This window comes from Acidovorax sp. SUPP2825 (assembly GCF_030158995.1).
In the GTDB taxonomy this organism is placed as follows: domain Bacteria; phylum Pseudomonadota; class Gammaproteobacteria; order Burkholderiales; family Burkholderiaceae_C; genus Paracidovorax.
Genome location: NZ_BQXK01000001.1, coordinates 180,379 through 198,375, shown reverse-complemented (window position 1 = coordinate 198,375; position 17,997 = coordinate 180,379). Strand labels below are relative to the sequence as shown.

General features: G+C 67.5%; 14 protein-coding genes. 2 read left to right on the top strand and 12 right to left on the bottom strand.

The genetic code is table 11. The features are described from left to right. Window positions 1-2: 2 nt before the first annotated feature. The gene (locus AVAK2825_RS00885; RefSeq protein ID WP_284393247.1) at window positions 3-767 is read right to left on the bottom strand and encodes a 2OG-Fe dioxygenase family protein; all 765 of its coding nucleotides are present in this window, start codon (window positions 765-767) and stop codon (window positions 3-5) included. A gap of 319 nt (window positions 768-1,086) precedes the next feature. Here AVAK2825_RS00885 and AVAK2825_RS00880 point away from each other — a divergent pair, with 319 nt between their 5' ends. Beyond that, window positions 1,087-1,539, top strand: a complete 453-nt coding sequence (locus tag AVAK2825_RS00880) for an Lrp/AsnC family transcriptional regulator (protein ID WP_284393243.1) — start codon at window positions 1,087-1,089, stop codon at window positions 1,537-1,539. A 65-nt stretch (window positions 1,540-1,604) separates the two neighbouring features. On the opposite strand, the gene AVAK2825_RS00875 is transcribed toward AVAK2825_RS00880, so the two are convergent. From AVAK2825_RS00875 to AVAK2825_RS00850, 6 genes are all read right to left on the bottom strand, one after another. Continuing rightward, window positions 1,605-2,345, bottom strand: coding sequence for a lysophospholipid acyltransferase family protein (locus tag AVAK2825_RS00875; RefSeq protein WP_284393241.1), 741 nt, complete (start codon window positions 2,343-2,345; stop codon window positions 1,605-1,607). A gap of 31 nt (window positions 2,346-2,376) precedes the next feature. Beyond that, window positions 2,377-3,678 (bottom strand): dihydroorotase, encoded by a 1,302-nt coding sequence (locus AVAK2825_RS00870; RefSeq protein WP_284393239.1) that lies wholly within the window; start codon window positions 3,676-3,678, stop codon window positions 2,377-2,379. A gap of 71 nt (window positions 3,679-3,749) precedes the next feature. Further along, on the bottom strand, window positions 3,750-4,775 hold the full coding sequence (locus AVAK2825_RS00865) for an aspartate carbamoyltransferase catalytic subunit (RefSeq protein WP_502870470.1): 1,026 nt from the start codon (window positions 4,773-4,775) through the stop codon (window positions 3,750-3,752). Beyond that, entirely contained in the window at window positions 4,715-5,266 is a 552-nt protein-coding gene (pyrR, locus tag AVAK2825_RS00860) for a bifunctional pyr operon transcriptional regulator/uracil phosphoribosyltransferase PyrR (RefSeq protein WP_284393234.1), read from the bottom strand. The genes AVAK2825_RS00865 and pyrR overlap by 61 nt, the downstream gene beginning before the upstream one ends. After that, a complete protein-coding gene (gene ruvX, locus AVAK2825_RS00855; RefSeq protein WP_284393231.1) occupies window positions 5,263-5,697 on the bottom strand; it encodes a Holliday junction resolvase RuvX in 435 nt (144 codons plus the stop codon). Before ruvX ends, pyrR begins: the two co-directional genes overlap by 4 nt. Continuing rightward, window positions 5,694-6,293 (bottom strand): YqgE/AlgH family protein, encoded by a 600-nt coding sequence (locus AVAK2825_RS00850; protein ID WP_272567371.1) that lies wholly within the window; start codon window positions 6,291-6,293, stop codon window positions 5,694-5,696. The genes ruvX and AVAK2825_RS00850 overlap by 4 nt, the downstream gene beginning before the upstream one ends. Window positions 6,294-6,314: 21 nt before the next feature. On the opposite strand from AVAK2825_RS00850, the gene AVAK2825_RS00845 reads away from it, so the two are divergent. Then, complete coding sequence (locus tag AVAK2825_RS00845; RefSeq protein WP_284393228.1) at window positions 6,315-7,787, top strand: cryptochrome/photolyase family protein; 1,473 nt, start codon at window positions 6,315-6,317, stop codon at window positions 7,785-7,787. A 151-nt stretch (window positions 7,788-7,938) separates the two neighbouring features. Here the strand turns inward: AVAK2825_RS00845 and AVAK2825_RS00840 are convergent, their stop codons facing one another. From AVAK2825_RS00840 to AVAK2825_RS00820, 5 genes are read right to left on the bottom strand one after another with little or no spacing between them, the layout of a single operon-like run. Then, window positions 7,939-14,304, bottom strand: a complete 6,366-nt coding sequence (locus tag AVAK2825_RS00840; protein WP_284393223.1) for a hybrid sensor histidine kinase/response regulator — start codon at window positions 14,302-14,304, stop codon at window positions 7,939-7,941. Window positions 14,305-14,351: 47 nt separating this feature from the next. Beyond that, on the bottom strand, window positions 14,352-16,631 hold the full coding sequence (locus tag AVAK2825_RS00835; RefSeq protein ID WP_284393221.1) for a methyl-accepting chemotaxis protein: 2,280 nt from the start codon (window positions 16,629-16,631) through the stop codon (window positions 14,352-14,354). Between the two features lie 21 nt (window positions 16,632-16,652). Then, window positions 16,653-17,180 carry a chemotaxis protein CheW gene (locus AVAK2825_RS00830; RefSeq protein WP_272567367.1) on the bottom strand — a complete coding sequence of 176 codons (528 nt, stop codon included), beginning with the start codon at window positions 17,178-17,180 and terminating at the stop codon, window positions 16,653-16,655. A 17-nt stretch (window positions 17,181-17,197) separates the two neighbouring features. Continuing rightward, window positions 17,198-17,563, bottom strand: coding sequence for a response regulator (locus AVAK2825_RS00825; RefSeq protein ID WP_092741674.1), 366 nt, complete (start codon window positions 17,561-17,563; stop codon window positions 17,198-17,200). Continuing rightward, window positions 17,563-17,961, bottom strand: a complete 399-nt coding sequence (locus tag AVAK2825_RS00820) for a response regulator (RefSeq protein ID WP_092741676.1) — start codon at window positions 17,959-17,961, stop codon at window positions 17,563-17,565. The genes AVAK2825_RS00825 and AVAK2825_RS00820 overlap by 1 nt, the downstream gene beginning before the upstream one ends. Window positions 17,962-17,997: the final 36 nt, after the last annotated feature.

Here is a 17,997-nt window from a genome sequence, read left to right as displayed (position 1 = left end):
GTTTAAATGCTCTGCCTCATTCTGGAAAAGTCGATGAGTATAACGCAGCGTTCTCCGTCATCCATTTCATTTTCTTTTCGACGAATGGGCGTCACATAATGGGATACGCGCGGATCATGGACCACGAAGCTCTCCAGAAACTGCGAGAGTTCGAATTCCGCGATGACCTGCTCCTTGGGCACTTCGTGCAGCCCGAGGCCACGCGCTTCCACCGTGCCGATGTAATTGGTGCCGCCCACGGTGCTTTTCGTTCGGCGCATCAGATGGGCGAACGTGAAGGGTTCGCCGTCCTGGTGGAAGCAGTCCGGCGAGCTGATGCCCAGGTCGGACGATGAGCCGGACCGGAGTTTCACGAAATGCACGCCGAAATAGATGGGGGAACGGCGGTCGGCCTCCGACCAGAAGGTGTGCGAGAAATCCTTCTTCACCAGATCGCAGAGGAAATCGGTGGCTTTGGCGGCCTCGCTCAGGGCATGAAAGTACCGGATGTCGGGGTGCTCCGGGTTGTTGCCGCCCTGATCGTAGCCAGACAGCCGGGCGCCCTGGTCGTCCCGCACCGTCGGAATCCAATGGATGTCGGCCTGGTCGTCCCACGGAAGGATGATCCCGTTGCCATACCGCCGGAACCGCTGGACCTGCGCAGGCGCGTAGGGGTCGTGCTCCAAGCCATCGAACTCCTGGTGCAGGATTTTCAGTTCGCCGGGAACGCATTCGATCTCGGGGATGAATTGGCAGTAGCCGTGTGTCTTGAGCTGGTTTTGAATCATTTGATCTCCGCATTAAAAAGGCGGCACCGCGGTCGATTCGCGGCGGCAAATTTCACATTGCCGCGAGCCGGACCGCCGGGAGCGCTCCACATTGAAAGTCCAGCAGCATTCCTGGCACGCAATAAGCCATGCCCGATCCGCATAAGCCTGGAGAAAATCGTGCTTCCGATTTCTCCCAAGTCGCTTATATTGCCCCTCTGCTGAAACGGCACCCATTCTAATAAGGGGGAATCAATGAGAGGAATGCAAAAAATGAGATTCAAATGCCAATCATCCTAATTAAATTAGATATTTTTCGCCACTACCTCATTTGAATAATATGGACAACATTGATCGGAATCTGTTGAGCGCCTTGCACGAAGACGCCAAGACCACCGTGAAAGCGCTCAGCGAGCGGGTCGGCCTGTCTCAACCCAGCTGCGCCGAACGGATCAAGCGACTGATCGACCAGGGAGTGATCGAGAAATTTTCGATCCAGGTGTCGCCCAAGGCCATTGGGTTTCCGATTGCAGCGATCGTGCGGGTTCGCCCGCTGCCCGGAGAGCTATCCCGGGTCGAGCAGGTGATTCGTGAAATCGACGAAGTCGTGCAATGCGACAAGGTCACCGGCGACGACGCATTCTTCTGTCGGCTTTATTTGCGCGACATCGAAGCGCTGGACCCTTGCCTGGGCAAGCTCGCGCCGTATGCCACGACGAGCACGTCCATCGTGAAGTCCACGCAGATCGCCAACCGGCTCCTGCCGCTGGAAGACCCCGCCCGCACCCACTGACACCGACACTGGCGCAGCCGCCGATGGCTGCGATGCCGGGCAGGCGTTCTGCCCTGGGGCGTGGCTCAGGGGCGGCGCAGGGCGTCCACGGCGTGGCGCAGATCGTCGGCCCAGGCGCGGCGGTCGCGGCCCTGCGCCTGCTCCAGCGGGCCGTAGTGCACCACCGCCACCAAGGCGTCTGCGGTCAAGGTGCGCCACAGGGAGCCGACCAGGGTGTCGTCGCCCACATAGTTCGGCGCGGTGGTCGGCGCACCGGTGGCGCGCTCCACGAAACACAGGCCCACCGGCTGCACGGGGGCGTTGGCGGCCACGGCGGCCTGCAGCAGGTTGGCGTGGAACGGCAGCAGCGCGGTGCCATCGGCCGTGGTGCCTTCGGGAAACACGGCCAGCACCTCGCGGCGCGCCAACGCTTCCTGCATCAGCCGGACCATGCGCACGGCATCGCGGCGCGAACTGCGCTCCAGGTAGAGCGTGCCGGCCGCCGTGGCGAGCGTGCCCACCAGCGGCCAGCCCTTGACGTCGGACTTGGAGATGAAACGGCAATGCCGCGCGGCATGCATGACGGTGATGTCGAGCCAGGACAGGTGGTTGGCCACCAGCAGCACCGGACCATGGGGCGCGGGCGTGCCGCGCACGTCGAGGGTGATGCCGGCGTGCACCAGCATCTGCCGCGACCAGGCCTGCACGCGCGCGTGCTGCTCACTTTCCGGCATGCGGGGAAACCGCAGCGCCACGGTGCCCAGCCCGGTCACCAGATGCACCAGCACGCGCACCAGGCGCCATGCGGCGCGGACCTGGCGCTTCATGCCGCGGGCCCGGTGGCGGCGGTGCGCACGCTCACTCGCTGCCGCGCTCGAAGGCGATCTGCCCGCCCACCAGGGTGCAGCGCACGCGGCCGGGCAGTTCGTAGCCGGAGAACGGCGTGTGCTTGCCCTGGCTGCGCAGCGCACCGGCCTCCACGGTCCAGGCCGCGGCGGGATCGACCACGCACAGGTCGGCCACGCCGCCTTCCACGATCTGGCCCACGCTGGCCTGCAGCGTGCCCAGGGCGCTGCCCAGCACGCGCGCGGGTTCCGACGTGACGGTGGCCAGCGCACGCGCCATCGGCACGCCGTGGTCGGCGGACCACTTGAGGGCGATGCCCAGCAGCAGTTCGAGCCCGGTCGCGCCCGGCTCGGCCTCGGCGAACGGCAGGGTCTTGGCGTCTTCGTCCACCGGGGTGTGGTCGGACACCAGCGCATCGATGGTGCCGTCGGCCAGCGCGGCCAGGAGGGCGTCGCGGTCGCGCTGCTGGCGCAGCGGCGGCGACAGGCGGGCGCGGCTGTCGAAGAAGCCGATGTCGGTGTCGGTGAGCAGCAGGGAGTTGATGCTCACGTCGCAGGTCACCTTCAGGCCTTCGGCCTTGGCGCGGCGCACCAGTTCCACGCCCGCCGCGCTGCTGATGCGGCACAGGTGCACGCGTGCGCCCGTGGTCTTGAGCAGTTCGAAGATGGTGTGCAGCGCGATGGTCTCGGCCGCCACGGGCACGCCCGACAGGCCCAGGCGCGTGGCCAGCGGCCCGCTGGCCGCCACGCCGCGCCCCAGGTGCAGTTCCTGCGGGCGCAGCCACACCGTGTAGCCGAACGTGGCGGCGTACTGCAGCGCGCGCTGCGTGACCTGGGTGCTGGCCAGCGGCACGTCGGCCTGGCCGAAGCCCACGCAGCCGGATTCGGTCAGCTCGGCCATTTCGGTCAGCACTTCGCCGGCCAGGCCGCGGGTGAGCGCGCCCAGGGGGAACAGGCGCGCCTGGTGCAGCTTCTCGGCGCGGAACTTGAGCATCTCCACCAGGCCGGGCTCGTCCAGCACGGGGTCGGTGTCGGGCGGGCACACCAGGCTGGTCACGCCGCCGGCCACGGCCGCCGCCATTTCGGATTCGAGCATGCCCTCGTGCTCGTGGCCCGGCTCGCGCAGCCGCGCCGCCAGGTCCACCAGCCCGGGCAGCACGATGCAGCCGGTGGCGTCGATCACGCGGTTGGGCGTGAAGTCGCGGGGCACCCGCTGCACGGCGATGACCCGCCCCGCGGCCAGCGCGATATCGCCGGTCTGGTCGAGGCCGCTGGCAGGGTCGATCACGCGGCCGTTCTGGATCAGTATCTTCATGGTTTTAAGCAAAAAAGGCCGCCAGCGCAGATATCACTAGGGCATGTAGCTATAAATTTCATAGCAAATGATCACGCCTCGTTGCCAGCGATGATCGACATCACCGCCATGCGCACCGCGATGCCGAAGGTGACCTGCGGCAGGATCACGCTCTGCTTGCCGTCCACCACGGCGGAGTCGATCTCCACGCCGCGGTTGATGGGGCCCGGGTGCATGACGATGGCATCGGGCTTGGCCAACTGCAGCTTCTCGGGCGTGAGACCGAAGCTCTTGAAGTATTCCTGGCTGGACGGCAGCAGCGCGCCGCTCATGCGCTCGTTCTGCAGGCGCAGCATGATGACGACGTCGGCGTCCTTGATGCCCTCCTCCAGCGTGTGGCACACGCGCACGCCCATCTGGGCCATGTCGGTCGGCACCAGCGTGCGCGGGCCCACCACGCGCACTTCGGCGCAGCCGAGCGTGGTCAGGCCGTGGATGTCGGAGCGGGCCACGCGCGAATGCAGCACGTCGCCCACGATGGCCACCGTGAGGTTGCTGAAATCCTTCTTGTAGTGGCGGATGGTGTACATGTCCAGCAGCCCCTGGGTGGGGTGGGCATGCCGGCCATCGCCCGCATTGATGACGTGCACGTGCGGCGCCACGTGCTGCGCGATGAGGTAGGGCGCGCCCGATTCGCTGTGCCGCACCACGAACAGGTCGGCAGCCATCGCCGAGAGGTTGGCGATGGTGTCCAGCAGCGACTCGCCCTTGCTGGCCGAGCTGCGCGCGATGTCCAGGTTGATCACGTCGGCGGACAGGCGCTTGGCGGCGATCTCGAAGGTGGTGCGGGTGCGCGTGCTGTTTTCGAAGAACAGGTTGAACACGCTCTTGCCGCGCAGCAGGGGCACCTTCTTGACCTCGCGGTCGTTCACCGAAACGAAGTTGGCTGCCGTATCGAGGATGTGCGTGACGATGCTCTTGGGCAGGCCCTCGATGGACAGCAGGTGGATCAGCTCGCCGTTGGCGTTCAGTTGGGGATTGCGCTTGTACAGCACCGTCAGGCCTCTTGGACTTGGAAGTGGAAGGTGCCGGCCTCGGTTCGGGCCAGCGCCAGCGATTGCGTGTCCGGCAGCGCCACGCGGGCGGCGGCGAACTCGGCCTGCACCGGCAGTTCGCGCCCGCCCCGGTCCACCAGCACGGCCAGCCGCACGCTGGCGGGGCGGCCGTAGTCGAACAGTTCGTTGAGCACCGCGCGGATGGTGCGGCCGGTGTAGAGCACGTCGTCCAGCAGCAGGATGTCGGCGCCGTTCACGTCGAAGGGCAGCGCCGTCTGGGCGCTCACCGCCATGCCGCGCTGCGAGAAATCGTCGCGGTGCATGGCGGACGACAGCACGCCCGCCTCGCCGGGCAGGCCCAGGTCCTTTTGCAGCCGCTCGGCCAGCCAGGCGCCGCCCGAGGCGATGCCCGCCAGCTGGGTGTTGGCGGTGCGCAGGCTGCGCACGCCGCGCAGCAGCTCGCGGTACAGCGCTTCGGCGTCGAGCGCGAGGGTGCCCGGGGTGCCCGGGGTGCCCGGGGTGGGCGGTGGGGACGTGGGGGGCGTGGCACTCATGGAAGATTCCTCAAAAACTGCTCCAGGATGATGCAGGCCGAGGCGGCGTCGGCATCGCGGGCGCCGGTCGAATGCGCCTCGGTGGTGCTGTAGCGCTCGTCCACCTCGAACACCTGCAGGCCGAAGCGCCCGCGCAACTGGCGCGCGAACTTGAGGGCGCGCGCAGTGTTCTCGTGGCTCGCGCCGTCGGGGTGGTAGGGCACGCCGATGACCAGCGCATCGGGCTGCCATTCGCGGATGCGCTCGGCCACCTGCGCGAAGCGGGCATCGCCTTCGGCGCGGATGGTGGCCTGGGGGGTGGCGGTGCGCAGCAGACGCGAACCCACGGCGACCCCGGTGCGCTTGAGACCGAAGTCAAGCGCCAGAAAGCTCTGGAAATGCGCGGGGACGGCCAGCGGGGCGGTGGGAGCGGCGGCGGGCGTGCCGCTCATGCATGCCCCGCGTCGGGCGAGAGCATCCAGGACTGCAGCCCCAGCAGGCCCAGGGCGCGGTCGTAGCGCTCGCCCACCGGCGTGTCGAAGATCACCGACAGGTCGGCGCCCACGGTCAGCCAGCTGTTCTCGGCCAGTTCGGATTCGAGCTGCCCCTCGCCCCAGGACGAGTAGCCCAGGGTGACCAGCACCCGGCGCGGGCCGGCGCCGGTGGACAGGGCCTCGAGCACATCCTTGGAGGTGGTCATCTCCAGCCCGCCCGGAATGGTCATGGTGGAGGCATAGGCCGATTCGTCGGTGTCCACGCTGTCGGTCAGCATGGGTTCGTGCAGCACGAAGCCGCGCTCGGTCTGGACCGGGCCGCCCTGGAAGACGGGCTCCTGGGACAGGTCGGCGCGGCGCAGCGACAGATCGACCTTGTCGAACAGCCCCTTGAGGCTGATGTCGGAGGGTTTGTTGATGATGAGGCCGAGCGCACCACGCTCGCTGTGCTCGCACAGGTACACGACGCTGCGGGCAAACGACGCGTCTTCCAGTCCCGGCATGGCGATCAAGAAATGGTGCGTCAGGTTCATGGGCGCAGAATCGGCAGGCATTTGGCAATTTTAACGACGATCATGGAGCACACCTTTTCATCGGGCCTTGTCTGGTTCCGCCGCGACCTGCGCAGCAACGACCACGCCGCCCTGTACCACGCCCTGCGCCAGTGCGCGCAGGTGCATTGCGCCTTCGTTTTCGACCGCGAGATCCTCGACGCCCTGCCCCGCGCGGACCGGCGCGTGGAGTTCATCCGCGAATCCCTGGTGGAACTGGATGAAGCCCTGCGGGCGCTCTCCAAGGACCCGCATGGCGGCCTGATCGTGCGCCACGCCATCGCCCACCAGGACATTCCCGCGCTCGCCCAGGCACTGGACGTGCAGGCGGTGTTCGCCAACCACGACGACGAGCCGCTGGCGCTCGAACGTGATGCACGCGTGCGCGGCGCCCTGGATGGCATGGGCAAGCGCCTGCTCACCTTCAAGGACCACAGCATCTTCGAGCGCGCCGAGGTGCTGACCCAGTCGGGCACGCCGTACACCGTGTTCACGCCTTACAAGAATGCCTGGCTGCGCAAGGCCGACGATTTCTACCTGAGCTCCTACCCCGTCGAGCGCCACGCCGCCCGGCTGGCCCCCAGGCCTGCGGGCCTGCGCCGCGGGGTGCCTTCGCTGCAGTCGCTGGGGTTCGAGCCCACGGGCCTGAAGTCGCTGCACCTGCCCACGGGCATGCAGGGCGCGCAGACCCTGTTCGAGGACTTCCTCGGCCGCATCGACCACTACGGCGAGGCCCGCGACTTCCCGGCGGTGAAGGGCCCCAGCTACCTGAGCGTGCACCTGCGCTTCGGCACGCTGTCGCCCCGGGTGGCCGCACGCGCGGCCCACGAACGCAGCCGCAAAGGCAGCGCCGGGGCCGCCACCTGGCTGAGCGAGCTGATCTGGCGCGACTTCTACTTCCAGATCCTCGCCCATTACCCCCACGTGGCGGGCGCGAGCTTCAAGCCGGCCTACGATGCGATCGAATGGGAAAGCGGCGTCCACGCCAAAGCCCTGTTCGCCGCATGGTGCGAGGGCCGCACGGGCTACCCGCTGGTCGATGCCGCCATGGCGCAGATCAACCAGACGGGCTACATGCACAACCGCCTGCGCATGGTGGTGGCCAGCTTTCTCACCAAGGACCTGGGGCTCGACTGGCGCTGGGGCGAGCGCTACTTTGCCGAGAAGCTGAACGACTTCGACCTGTCGGCCAACAACGGCGGCTGGCAATGGGCCAGCTCCAGCGGCTGCGACGCGCAGCCCTACTTTCGCATCTTCAATCCCGTGAGCCAGAGCGAGAAGTTCGATCGGGACGGCAAGTTCATCCGCCGCTATCTGCCGCAACTGGCGGGCCTGCAGGGCAAGGCGCTGCATGCGCCCTGGACAGCGGCCCCCCTGGAGCTGCAGGCGGCGGGCGTGGTGCTGGGCAAGAACTACCCCCGCCCGGTGGTGGACCATGACGAGGCGCGGCAACGCACGCTCGCGCGGTACGGGGTGGTCAAGGCCGCAAAGGACTGACCCGGCGACGGCGACTGGCGGCGCGATGGCCTTGGCGGGAGAGCGCGCGACCATGCCGACAGCCACCAGGGCATGGTGCGGTCGGCCCCCTGGATGAAAAGAAAAAAGGGCCGCTCGAAAGCGGCCCTCATGGCGGTGGCAGCGGGGCGGCTCAGGCCACGGCCGCTTCGGCGGCTGCCCGCGCGTAGTGCTGCACCAGGCTCAGCAACTCCTCGTCCGAATACGGCTTGCCCAGGTAGTGGTTCACCCCCAGTTCGGCCGCGTGCTCGCGGTGCTTTTGCGCGATGCGCGAGGTGATCATGATGATCGGCAGGTCGCGCAGCACCGCATCGGCACGGATGTTCCGCGCCAGGTCGAAGCCATCCATGCGCGGCATTTCGATGTCGGACAGCACTACGGTCGGGCGCTCTTCCTGCAGCCGCTCCAGGGCCTGCAGGCCATCGGCCGCCAGCACGACGCGATAGCCTTCGCGCTGCAGCAGGCGCTGCGTGACACGGCGCACCGTGATCGAATCGTCCACCACCAGCACCAGGGGCACCTGGCTGGCCGCCGACAGGGCCGGCACCGCCGCCTTGCGCTCGCCATCGCCGCCGCCGTGCGCTTCGGCACCGCCGGCCGGCGCCGACAGCGCTGCCAGCTGGGCTCGCACCTGGTCGCCGTACACCGTGGACAACGCCACCGGGTTGTAGATCAGCACGACGGCACCGGAGGCCAGCACCGACATGCCCGCCAGACCCGGCAGGCGCGACAGCTGCGGCCCGAGGTTCTTCACCACGACTTCCTGGTTGCCCAGCACTTCGTCCACGTGCACCGCGATGCGCTGCGACGCGCTGCGCAGCACCACCACCGGACGGGTCTTGCCCGAGGTCTCGCTGCTGCGCTGCGAAGACTGCAGCAAGGCACCCGCCCAGAAGAAGGGCAAGGCCTCCACACCGTCTTCGAACGCGCCATGCTGGTAGGCGGCATCCAGCTCGCTGGCGGTCGTGCGGCGCACGATCTCCACCAGGTTGGCCGGCACGCCGATGGTCAGATCGCCCGCGCGCAGCATCACCACCTGCGTCACGGCCGTGGTGAGCGGCAGCACCATGCGGAAGGAGGTGCCCTGCCCCGCCGTGGTGTGGGTCTCGATGCGGCCGCCCAGGGCGTTGACTTCGGCCCGGACGACGTCCATGCCGATGCCCCGCCCGGACAGGCCGGTGATCTCGTTCGCCGTCGAAAAGCCCGGCGTGAAAATCAGGTTGGCGGCATCGGCCGTGCTCAGCTCGGCGTCCGCAGGAATCAGCCCCTGGTCCACGGCCTTGGCGCGGATGCGGTCGATGTTCAGGCCCGCGCCGTCGTCGCGGAACTCGACCGAGACGTCGTTGCCTTCCTGGTGCAGGTCCACCGTGATGGTGCCCGACGCCGGCTTGCCCGCTGCCGTCCGGACCTCGGGGGCCTCGATGCCGTGGGCCACGCAATTGCGCAGCAGGTGTTCGAAGGCGGGCGTCATGCGGTCCAGCACTCCCCGGTCCATCTCGATGGAGCCGCCGGAGATGTCCAGCTTGATCTGCTTGCCGGTCTCCTTGGACGCCTGGCGCACCACAGCGTACAGGCGCTCGGAAATGCCTTCGAACTCCACCATGCGGGTGCGCAGCAGGTCGCGCTGCAGTTCTCGGGCTTGGCGGCCCTGGGCGATCAGATCGTCTTCCGCGCCTTCCATGGAGCGCTGCAGGTTGCGCTGCACCGTGGCCACGTCGTTCACCGACTCGGCCATCATGCGCGTCAGTTCCTGCACCCGCGTGAAGCGGTCGAACTCCAGCGGATCGAAGCCTGCGGCCGAATCCTTGGACAGCGCCAGGCGCGACTGCATCTGCGATTCCGCCTGCACCTCGATGTCGCGAAGCTGCTGGCGCAGGCGATCCAGGTTGCCCGACAGATCAGCCAGCGAACCCTTCATCTGCCCCAACCGCACATCCAGGCGCGAACGGGCGATCATCACCTCGCCCGCCTGGTTGACCAGCCGGTCGAGCAACTGGGCACGCACGCGCACCGACTGGCTCGACACGGGCCGCACGGCCGTGAGCTGCGAGGCCGCCGGCAGGCGCACCGCGGGCAGCTTCTGCAGCACCGGTGCCTCGGGGGCCTCTGCCGACGACGACGACAAGTCCTGCCGCTCGGAGGCGGGCACGGGTGCCACGGCCACGGGCTCGACCAGGCCTTGCGAGCCGATCTTGCGCAGCGCATCGAAGCTGGCCTGCAGGCCGTCGAAGCTGGCCAGCAGGGGCTCTATCAGCTCCGCCTTGGGATCTTCGACGTCGATCTGTTCGACGGCCGACTCCAGGCGGTGGGCCATCTCGCCCAAACGCATGGCACCGGCCAGCCGCGAACTGCCCTTGAGGGTGTGCAGGGCGCGCAGCAGTTCGCTGCGGGCGCCCAGGTTCTCGGGCCGGGCGGCCCACTGCCGCAGCGCGGCGCCCAGCACCGGCAGCAACTCGATCGCCTCTTCCTCGAAGATGGGGAACAGGTCCGGGTCGATGACGTCCAGCGCGTCGATGTCGTCGTCGATATCGGACGACTGCGCCACCGCATGGGCGATGGCCGCGTCCACCTCGTCGTCGTACGGGTTGGACACCACGACCGACAACGCAGGCGCCACGTAGCCGCGGGCCACCGGCGCAGGCACGTCTTCGGGCTCGGACGGGGCCTCTGCGGAATCCGTCTGGGCCTCTTGCACCGGTTCCGGCGAAGCCTCTTCGCCCGGTACGTCGGCTTCGGCGGTCTCCTCGACCGCCGGCGCCTGCACGGGTTCGGCAGGCAGTGCTTCGGCCGGGGGCAGTTCCTGCAAGGCCTGCGCAGGCTCGTCGGCCAGGGCCTCGCTCTCCAGCGCGGCCAGGCCGCTGCCGACCTCGGTCTGCAAGATCTCGCGCAGCTCGGCCAGCACCTGCTGGTTCGGTTCTTTCAGGAAGCCTGCGGCAAACTGGTGCAGCAGGCGGCGGATGTCGTCGGCCGCCGCCAGGAACACACGGGCCTGGTCGGCCGTGCCTTCCCCGCGCAGCTGCACGTGCTGGAGCGCATGCTCCAGGGCGCGCGCCATTTCCGACAGGGCATGGAAGCCGACGGTGGCCGAGCTGCCGGCCAGCGAGTGCGCCAGGGCCACGGCCGTGTCGGGCAGCGGTTCGTGCAGTTCCAAAGCCCATTCCTGCAGGCAGGTGGCCAGGCGGCGCGACCATTCGTCGGCCTCGTTGAGGTACACGTTGTACAGCGGGATGCCGATGCGCAAGGTCTCGATGACCTTCACCGCCTCGTCCTGCGCGGCCGCTTCGGCGTCGGCATCGGCGACCGGTTCGGCCGGGACATCCTCGACCCCATCCTCCATGGCTTCCACGACCTCGACCATGTCCCGCACGGAGGCCATTTCGGGCTCGGTCTCGGTGTGTGGTTCTGGCTCGGTTGCGAGATCGTCCTGGTGGGCGGCGGTGTCCGGCAACGCACCTGCCGCGTCGGACTCCAGTTCGGGCACGTCCAGCAGAGAGTCATCCGCGGTCAGATCGGGCAAGGCCTCGGCCGCCAGGTCCTCGGGCAGGTCCAGCGCCAAATCGGCCAACTCGGCCTGCGACAGTTCGGACAGCGCCGCAGGTTCTGCCGCGTCCACCAGCACGTCGTCGAGCGAAGGCAGCGGCACGTCCTGCACCGGCTCCTGCGCAGGGGCCTCGGCGACCGGGGGCAATTCTTCCGCCAGAGCCTCGGCGAACACCGAAAAGTCGATGTCTTCGGCCATTTCGGGCGCTGCGGCTTGCGCAGGCTCTTGCGGCGCTGGTTCGGCTCCGGCCAGCTCCGGCATTTCGGTGTCTGCGAAGTCGAGCATCGGCGGCTCGTCTTCGAGGATCAGGTCGAACTCATGGGCCGGCACGGATGCCGTCGCGGGTTCGATGGTCTCGGCAGCAGCGGGGGTGGCCTGCACCTCCGGCGTTTCGACAGGCAGATCGATCTCGGGCAAGGGCTCCGACAGGTCCTCGGCCACGGTCGGCACCGGCTCGGCCACCGCTTCGGCCACGACGCCACCGGCCGAGGGCACGGCCAGCGGCAGGAAGGTGCCGGTGTCGCGCATGGCTTCGGCCGATGCGTTGAACGCCCGGGGTTGCCAGGCCGAGGCATCGCCGGCAGCAATGTCGTCCGCCCAGGCACCGAAGGCCCGCAAGGCCTCGCCCGACAACTGCAGCAGGGCCGGGGGCATGGGCTTTTGCTCTGCCAGCCAGGCGTTGAGCACCTGCTCCATCGACCAGGCCGCTTCACCGAAGGCATCCAGGCCCACCATGCGCGAGCTGCCTTTGAGCGTGTGGAACGCGCGCCGCAGCGTGGTCTGTTCGCTCAGGTCGGCCGGCTTGGCCTTCAGGGCGTCGACCGCGGCCAGTCCGTTGACCACCACTTCGCGCGCTTCTTCCAGGAAGATGTCGAGCAGCTCGTCTTCCTCATCGTCCTGCGTGGCATCGGCAGCCGCCACGGGGGCCGGTGCGGGCGCCGCAGGCGCGGGGGGAAGGCTCTCCACGGGTTCGATGGCGGCCGGCGGGGCCTCGGCCAGCGCCGCTGCGGAGGAAGGCAATTCCAGCACTTCTTCCAGCGTCGGGGCCAGTTCGCCCAGCGACTCCTGAACCACCTTGGGTGCAGGCTCCACGCGGGGAACGATTTCGGGCGCGACCACGGGGCCGCGCTCTTCGACCTTGGCGATCAGTTCCTCGGGCGCATCGGTGGCACGGCCACGGGTGCGGCCCATGAGAATGCGCAACTCGCCCAGCTCTTCGTCATAGACGAACAGCTTGCGGGCCATGGTGCGCTGGTAGCTCAGCATGTCGATCAGGAAGCCCAGGGCCCCCAGGCTGCTGCCCAGCTTCTCGAACACCTGCTGGCGCTCGGATTCGGGAACCTGGCCGATCAGCAGACGCTCGACGGTGTCGCGCATGCGCAGCACCGCCAGCGATGCCTGGTCCAGGCCCAGCACCGACAGCACACCGCGCATCTGCGCCAAGCGGCCCGGCACGGGCGCCAGCGTGGACAGGTCGTCCGGGCTGCGGAAATATTGGTCCAGGGCCTTTTCGGCTTCGCCGAGCGTGGACCGGAGCTCGTCCACCACGCTGCCCATCGTCTGGTGGTCGCTGACGCGGCGGTACAGCTCTTCCATCCAGGGCTCGAGGGGGGCCGATTCGCCGCCCGCGGTCACGTTGTCCAGCCGCTCCGCCAGCCGCGCGGCGCGGTCCGCCATGTATTCGTGTGCCGAGTCCAGCTCTTCGAACGTGGCCTGCAGGTACAGCACGGCCGTCGCCACTTCCATGGCGAGGGCCGGCGACGGAGGCTCTCCGGAGCGGGTGGTCACCTCCACGGCGCGGGTCAGCGCCTTGGCGAGGCTGTCGCTGCCCGGGTGCAGCTTGGACAGCGAATCGCACACCAGGCTGAACTGGTCGGTGGCCGGCTTGAGCTTGTTGCGGTCGCCGCCTGCGAGGGCCGACCAGGTTTCGGTGGCGGCCGACATGCGCTTGCGCGCCTGGGCCAGCAGCGCCGGATCGAACAGCCCGAACCGGGGGGTTTCGTAATCGACGGCCTTGAACCGGTCTAGGCCGAACGCCTGGCGCACGGCCTGCAGTGCCGATCCATCGCCCGCGGGTTCGTTGGCCGCCAGCGGCCGCGCCTGGGAGCAGAAAAAGAGCAGGTCCTGCACCAGCCGGTCGGCAATGGTCGGATCGCCCTTGGCCAGGGTGGCATATTGCATGAGCACGCGGGAGGCCACGCGCTTCACGTACAGATCGGGGTTGAGCCGCCCCTTGGAGAGCGCCTCGAAGAAGCCCGCGCAGATCTTCCAGAACGCGCGCGACTGGCGGTCCGACTGCGATGCCACGAAGGCCAGGCAGATGTCGCGCAGATCGCTTGCCGCGGTCAGGTCGCCCGTCTTGACGATGCGCAGCACGGCCGAGTCGAGCCGCGCACGCGCCTCGGGGCCGTAGTCGAGCGGCGGCACGGACACGGCGAAGTCGGGCTCGCGAAAGCGCCTCTCCACCGGCCACAGGTCGGCCGGGTGCACACGTTCCGCACCCGCCAGCGCCTGGGCATCGCGGTATTGGGGAAACAGCGCCACCGGCGAGACGGATTTGCCCGCCAGCACGCTTTCCAGGTATTCGACCAGCGCGAAGCTCGCGCGCTCGATCACGCCGGCGGCTTCGTCGCTGCACAACTCGGGCCGGTGCACGAACTTCTGCACCGCTGCCTCCATGGCACGCAGCACGAGCGCGGGCGGGCCCATGCCCACCATCTCCAGCGCCCCGCTGGCCTGGTGCAGTTGCTGCCGCGCGATGCGCAACGTGCCGGCGTCGAGCGACGCCAGATCGGATTCGCGTGCCAGCTCGGCGTCGCGCACGAAGCGGCGCATGGCCTTGACGGCGCCGTCGAGGGACTTGCGCAACTCATCGAGCACCCAAGCAAGAGGACCCAGGTCCTGCTCACCCTGGGTCCAGTCTGCGGCGGGTGCGTTTGCGGCGTCAGTAGATGACATGGATTCGTCCCCGGCTCCGCGAGCCAGTTCGTTGATGGGTCCGCGCGTCAGGCGATCTTGAAACGTGCAACCGACTGGCGCAGCTCTTCAGCCATGTGCGACAGCTCGCGCACCTGCTGGGCCGTCGTGCGGGTGCCCTCGCCGGTCTGTTCCGTCACCGCAAAAATGTGCTGGATGTTGTCGGCCACTTCGTTGGCCAGTTCGGCTTCGCGGGACGTGGAGGACGAAATCTGCTCGATCAGGTCGGCCAGGCGGCGCGACACGCGATCGATCTCGGTCAGGGCCGTACCGGCGCTGTCGGACAGTCGGGCCCCTTCCACCACACCCTGCGTGGAACGCTCCATGGCGGCCACGGCATCCTGCGTGTCGGTCTGAATGGCCTTCACCAGCGCCGAGATCTGGCGCGTGGCATCGGCGGAGCGCTCGGCCAGCCGCTGCACTTCTTCCGCCACCACCGAGAAGCCGCGACCGGCTTCACCGGCCGATGCGGCCTGGATGGCGGCGTTCAGTGCCAGCACGTTCGTCTGCTCGGTAATGTCGGAAATCAGCTCGGTGATTTCGCCGATCTCCTGCGACGATTCGCCCAGGCGCTTGATCCGCTTGGAGGTGTCCTGGATCTGGTCGCGGATGGAATTCATACCGCCGATGGCGTTCTGCACGGCTTGCAGGCCGGAATCGGCCGCTTGCAGCGACTGGCGCGCCACCGAGGCGGATTCCTGCGCTTGCGTGGACACTTCGTTGATTCGGCTCGCCATGTCGAGCACCGAGCGGCCGGTTTCGCGAATTTCGCGCAGTTGCTCGGTCGAAGCGGCCAGCAGCTCGGTCGAGGTGCTGTCCACCTGGGACGTCGTCTGTGCCACGCGGGTGGCCGTGTTCTGCACGCTGCCCACCAGCTGGCGCAACTCTTCCACCGTGTAGTTCACCGAGTCGGCGATGGCGCCGGTGATGTCTTCCGTCACGGTGGCTTCCTGGGTCAGATCGCCTTCGGCGACCGACTGCAGTTCGTTCATCAAACGCAAAATGGCGGCCTGGTTGGCGTCGTTCACGCGCTTGGCTTCCTGCTCCTGGCGGCGGGCGTCCTTTTGCTGCGATTCGGCAGAGGCCTGGCGCGAACGGCTGTCCATCAGCTGGACGCGCGAGATGCCGATACCGCACAACAGCACGAACAGGCCGGCGATGGCCAGCGCAGCGAACTGGCCGGCACCCAGGCCCGTCTGGGACGACAGCTTGGTCTGCAGGCCTTCCAGCTGGCGGCGCAGCGGTTCGCTGTCGGCAATGATGGCGGACTGCGCTTCACGGGCGGACACCAGGCCTTGCAGGTTACCCAGAATGGCGCTGGCTTGCGAACGCGTCTGTTCGTAGAGCTTGATCAGGCTTTCCAGCTGCTCGCGGGTCTGCGCGTCCCGGGTGGCGGCCAGGCGCAGGTCGGCGCTGCCGTCCAGCATGCCCTGGGCGATTTCCTTGAACGAGTTCAAGTCCTTGCCCAGCAGGAACACGGCCTCGGGGCTCACGCCTTCGGTGGTCTGGAATTCGTTGGCGGACTTGCCGATGCGCTGGGTCAGCATCACCAGCTGGCCGGCGGCGGAGATTTCAGCGGCCGGGGCGTTCTGCTGCAGCTTGAGCGAGGAGATCGTTTCGGCGATTTCCAGCAGGTCGGACGACTGGCGGTTGATGGTGCGAAGCGCGTCGCCCACCTGCGTCAGGATCTTCTGCTGGCCCATCACCACGCTGGCGTTGCGCTCGGCCCGCTCCATCAGCGGCGTCACGGCCTCCAGGTCGGGCTTGAACGTCTCGCCCAGCGCCTGCACGTTGCGTTCGTTGTCGCCGCTGTTCAATGCGCGCACGTCGCGTGCCAGCGAGCCCGAGCTTTCCATCACGTCCGGAAAGGCCTGTGGGCTGCCCACCAACGCCTGCGAAACGGATTTGGCCAGGCGTTGCGACTGCATCAGCGACTGGCCGGTCGCGGCCAGCTGCTGTGCGGAACGGTCGGCCTGCTGCAGCACCCAGCCGGCGATCGCCGCCAGCACGATCACGCCGATGGCCAGCAGCATCAGCAGGCGGCGCTGGTGGCTGGCGGCCGTGGCTCGGCCCAGCAGGGGCAGCGAGATCAGGTCTTCGTCGGCGACTTCGCCCTCTGCGAACTGCGAGATCGCAGAAGGGTCACCCTGCACGCTGTTCATGGCGTCCGCCTGGTAGGAGTCACGCAGCGAGGACGCATCGGACGTCAACGGATCCAGTCCGGCATCCGCTCCCGAAAGCCCTGGGTTGGCATCCGGCTCGGCGGGCTTGCGGTTGAACATTTTTGCAAATGGGTTGACGACGGACATGGTGCGGCCTTACAGAAAAACTCAAGCACTGATGCTGAGGAAAGCGGGGTGTTGGGACAGGGCTTGCAGGTTGAGCTCCTGCCATTGGACTCCCTGGGAATCCAGATACGTGGTGCCGTAGAACGGGGGCGCGTCTTCGGCGGGGGGCTCGGAGGAAACAAAGGCTTCCGTGCCGCGCAGGCCGGCCAGGCGATCGACCAGCAGCGCGGCGTTCACATCGAGCACCGCATTGAAAGCCAGCAGGCTGGCATCGGCCAGCGCCTGCTCGGTGCGGTTGGACGGCAAACCGAGCAGACCTGCCAGATCGACCACGCCGATCAGCGAGCCGCGCAGGTTGGCCACCCCGAGGAACCAGGCATGGGTATAGGGCACGGCTTGCACGCCCGCCCAGGGAAAGATCTCTCCCGACTGGCCCAGCGGCAGCAGGAAACGGCGCCCCGCCGACTCGACGGCCAGCCAGGACGAAACAGACACACCCTCGCCCCGCGCCGCCTGCAGGCGGGCTGCAAGGCGGGTCTGGAGCTCTCTCAGCGCTTCACGGTTGGCCATGGACGGTCCGGGCGCTTTTAGTTCAGTGCGTCGATCTTGGCTTGCAGCTCGGCAGGATCCACCGGCTTGGTGATGTAGCCGCGAGCGCCCTGGCGCATGCCCCACACCCGGTCGGTCTCCTGGTTCTTGCTGGTGCACATGATGATCGGCACGTCAGCGAACTGGGGGTCTCGGGTGATGGCGCGCGTGAGCTGAAAGCCGTTCTGGCCCGGCATCACGACGTCCATGAGGATCAGGTCGGGCTTTTCTTCCGCGAGGCGGCGGAAGGCTTCTTCGGCATTTTCCGCGGTGCGGACCTGCATGCCCTTTTTTTGCAGCAAGTCGGTCAGAAACATCAACTCGGTCTTCGAGTCGTCAACGACCAGTACTTTCTGGATAGGCATTACATCGCTCCTTGTTGGGCATTACCGAACTGCTGAACTGCTTTCAGCAGCTGGTCTTTGGTAAATGGTTTGGTGAGATATTCCTGGCACCCCACCATGCGTCCACGCGCCTTGTCGAAAACGCCGTCCTTGGAGGAGAGCATCACGACGGGCGTGTCGGCGAAGCGCGCGTTGCGCTTGATGATGGCGCAGGTCTGATAGCCGTCCAGCTTGGGCATCAGGATGTCGCAGAAGATCAACTGGGGCTGGTAGTCGTTGACCTTGGCCAAGGCATCGAAGCCATCGTCGGCGAGCAGCACTTCGTGGCCACCCTGCTTGAGAAAGATTTCTGCGCTGCGGCGGATGGTATTGCTGTCATCCACGACGAGCACCTTGAAGGATGCGCCTGTTGTAGTCAATTTCGTCACCGCTCCTGAAGGGGAAATAACAACGCT

Bases quoted from the DNA above. Each gene is read 5' to 3' on its own strand.
- AVAK2825_RS00885 (WP_284393247.1), bottom strand. From the start codon at position 767: ATGATTCAAAACCAGCTCAAGACACACGGCTACTGCCAATTCATCCCC.
- AVAK2825_RS00880 (WP_284393243.1), top strand. From the start codon at position 1,087: ATGGACAACATTGATCGGAATCTGTTGAGCGCCTTGCACGAAGACGCC.
- AVAK2825_RS00875 (WP_284393241.1), bottom strand. From the start codon at position 2,345: ATGAAGCGCCAGGTCCGCGCCGCATGGCGCCTGGTGCGCGTGCTGGTG.
- AVAK2825_RS00870 (WP_284393239.1), bottom strand. From the start codon at position 3,678: ATGAAGATACTGATCCAGAACGGCCGCGTGATCGACCCTGCCAGCGGC.
- pyrR (WP_284393234.1), bottom strand. From the start codon at position 5,266: ATGAGTGCCACGCCCCCCACGTCCCCACCGCCCACCCCGGGCACCCCG.
- ruvX (WP_284393231.1), bottom strand. From the start codon at position 5,697: ATGAGCGGCACGCCCGCCGCCGCTCCCACCGCCCCGCTGGCCGTCCCC.
- AVAK2825_RS00850 (WP_272567371.1), bottom strand. From the start codon at position 6,293: ATGCCTGCCGATTCTGCGCCCATGAACCTGACGCACCATTTCTTGATC.
- AVAK2825_RS00845 (WP_284393228.1), top strand. From the start codon at position 6,315: ATGGAGCACACCTTTTCATCGGGCCTTGTCTGGTTCCGCCGCGACCTG.
- AVAK2825_RS00840 (WP_284393223.1), bottom strand. From the start codon at position 14,304: ATGTCATCTACTGACGCCGCAAACGCACCCGCCGCAGACTGGACCCAG.
- AVAK2825_RS00835 (WP_284393221.1), bottom strand. From the start codon at position 16,631: ATGTCCGTCGTCAACCCATTTGCAAAAATGTTCAACCGCAAGCCCGCC.
- AVAK2825_RS00830 (WP_272567367.1), bottom strand. From the start codon at position 17,180: ATGGCCAACCGTGAAGCGCTGAGAGAGCTCCAGACCCGCCTTGCAGCC.
- AVAK2825_RS00825 (WP_092741674.1), bottom strand. From the start codon at position 17,563: ATGCCTATCCAGAAAGTACTGGTCGTTGACGACTCGAAGACCGAGTTG.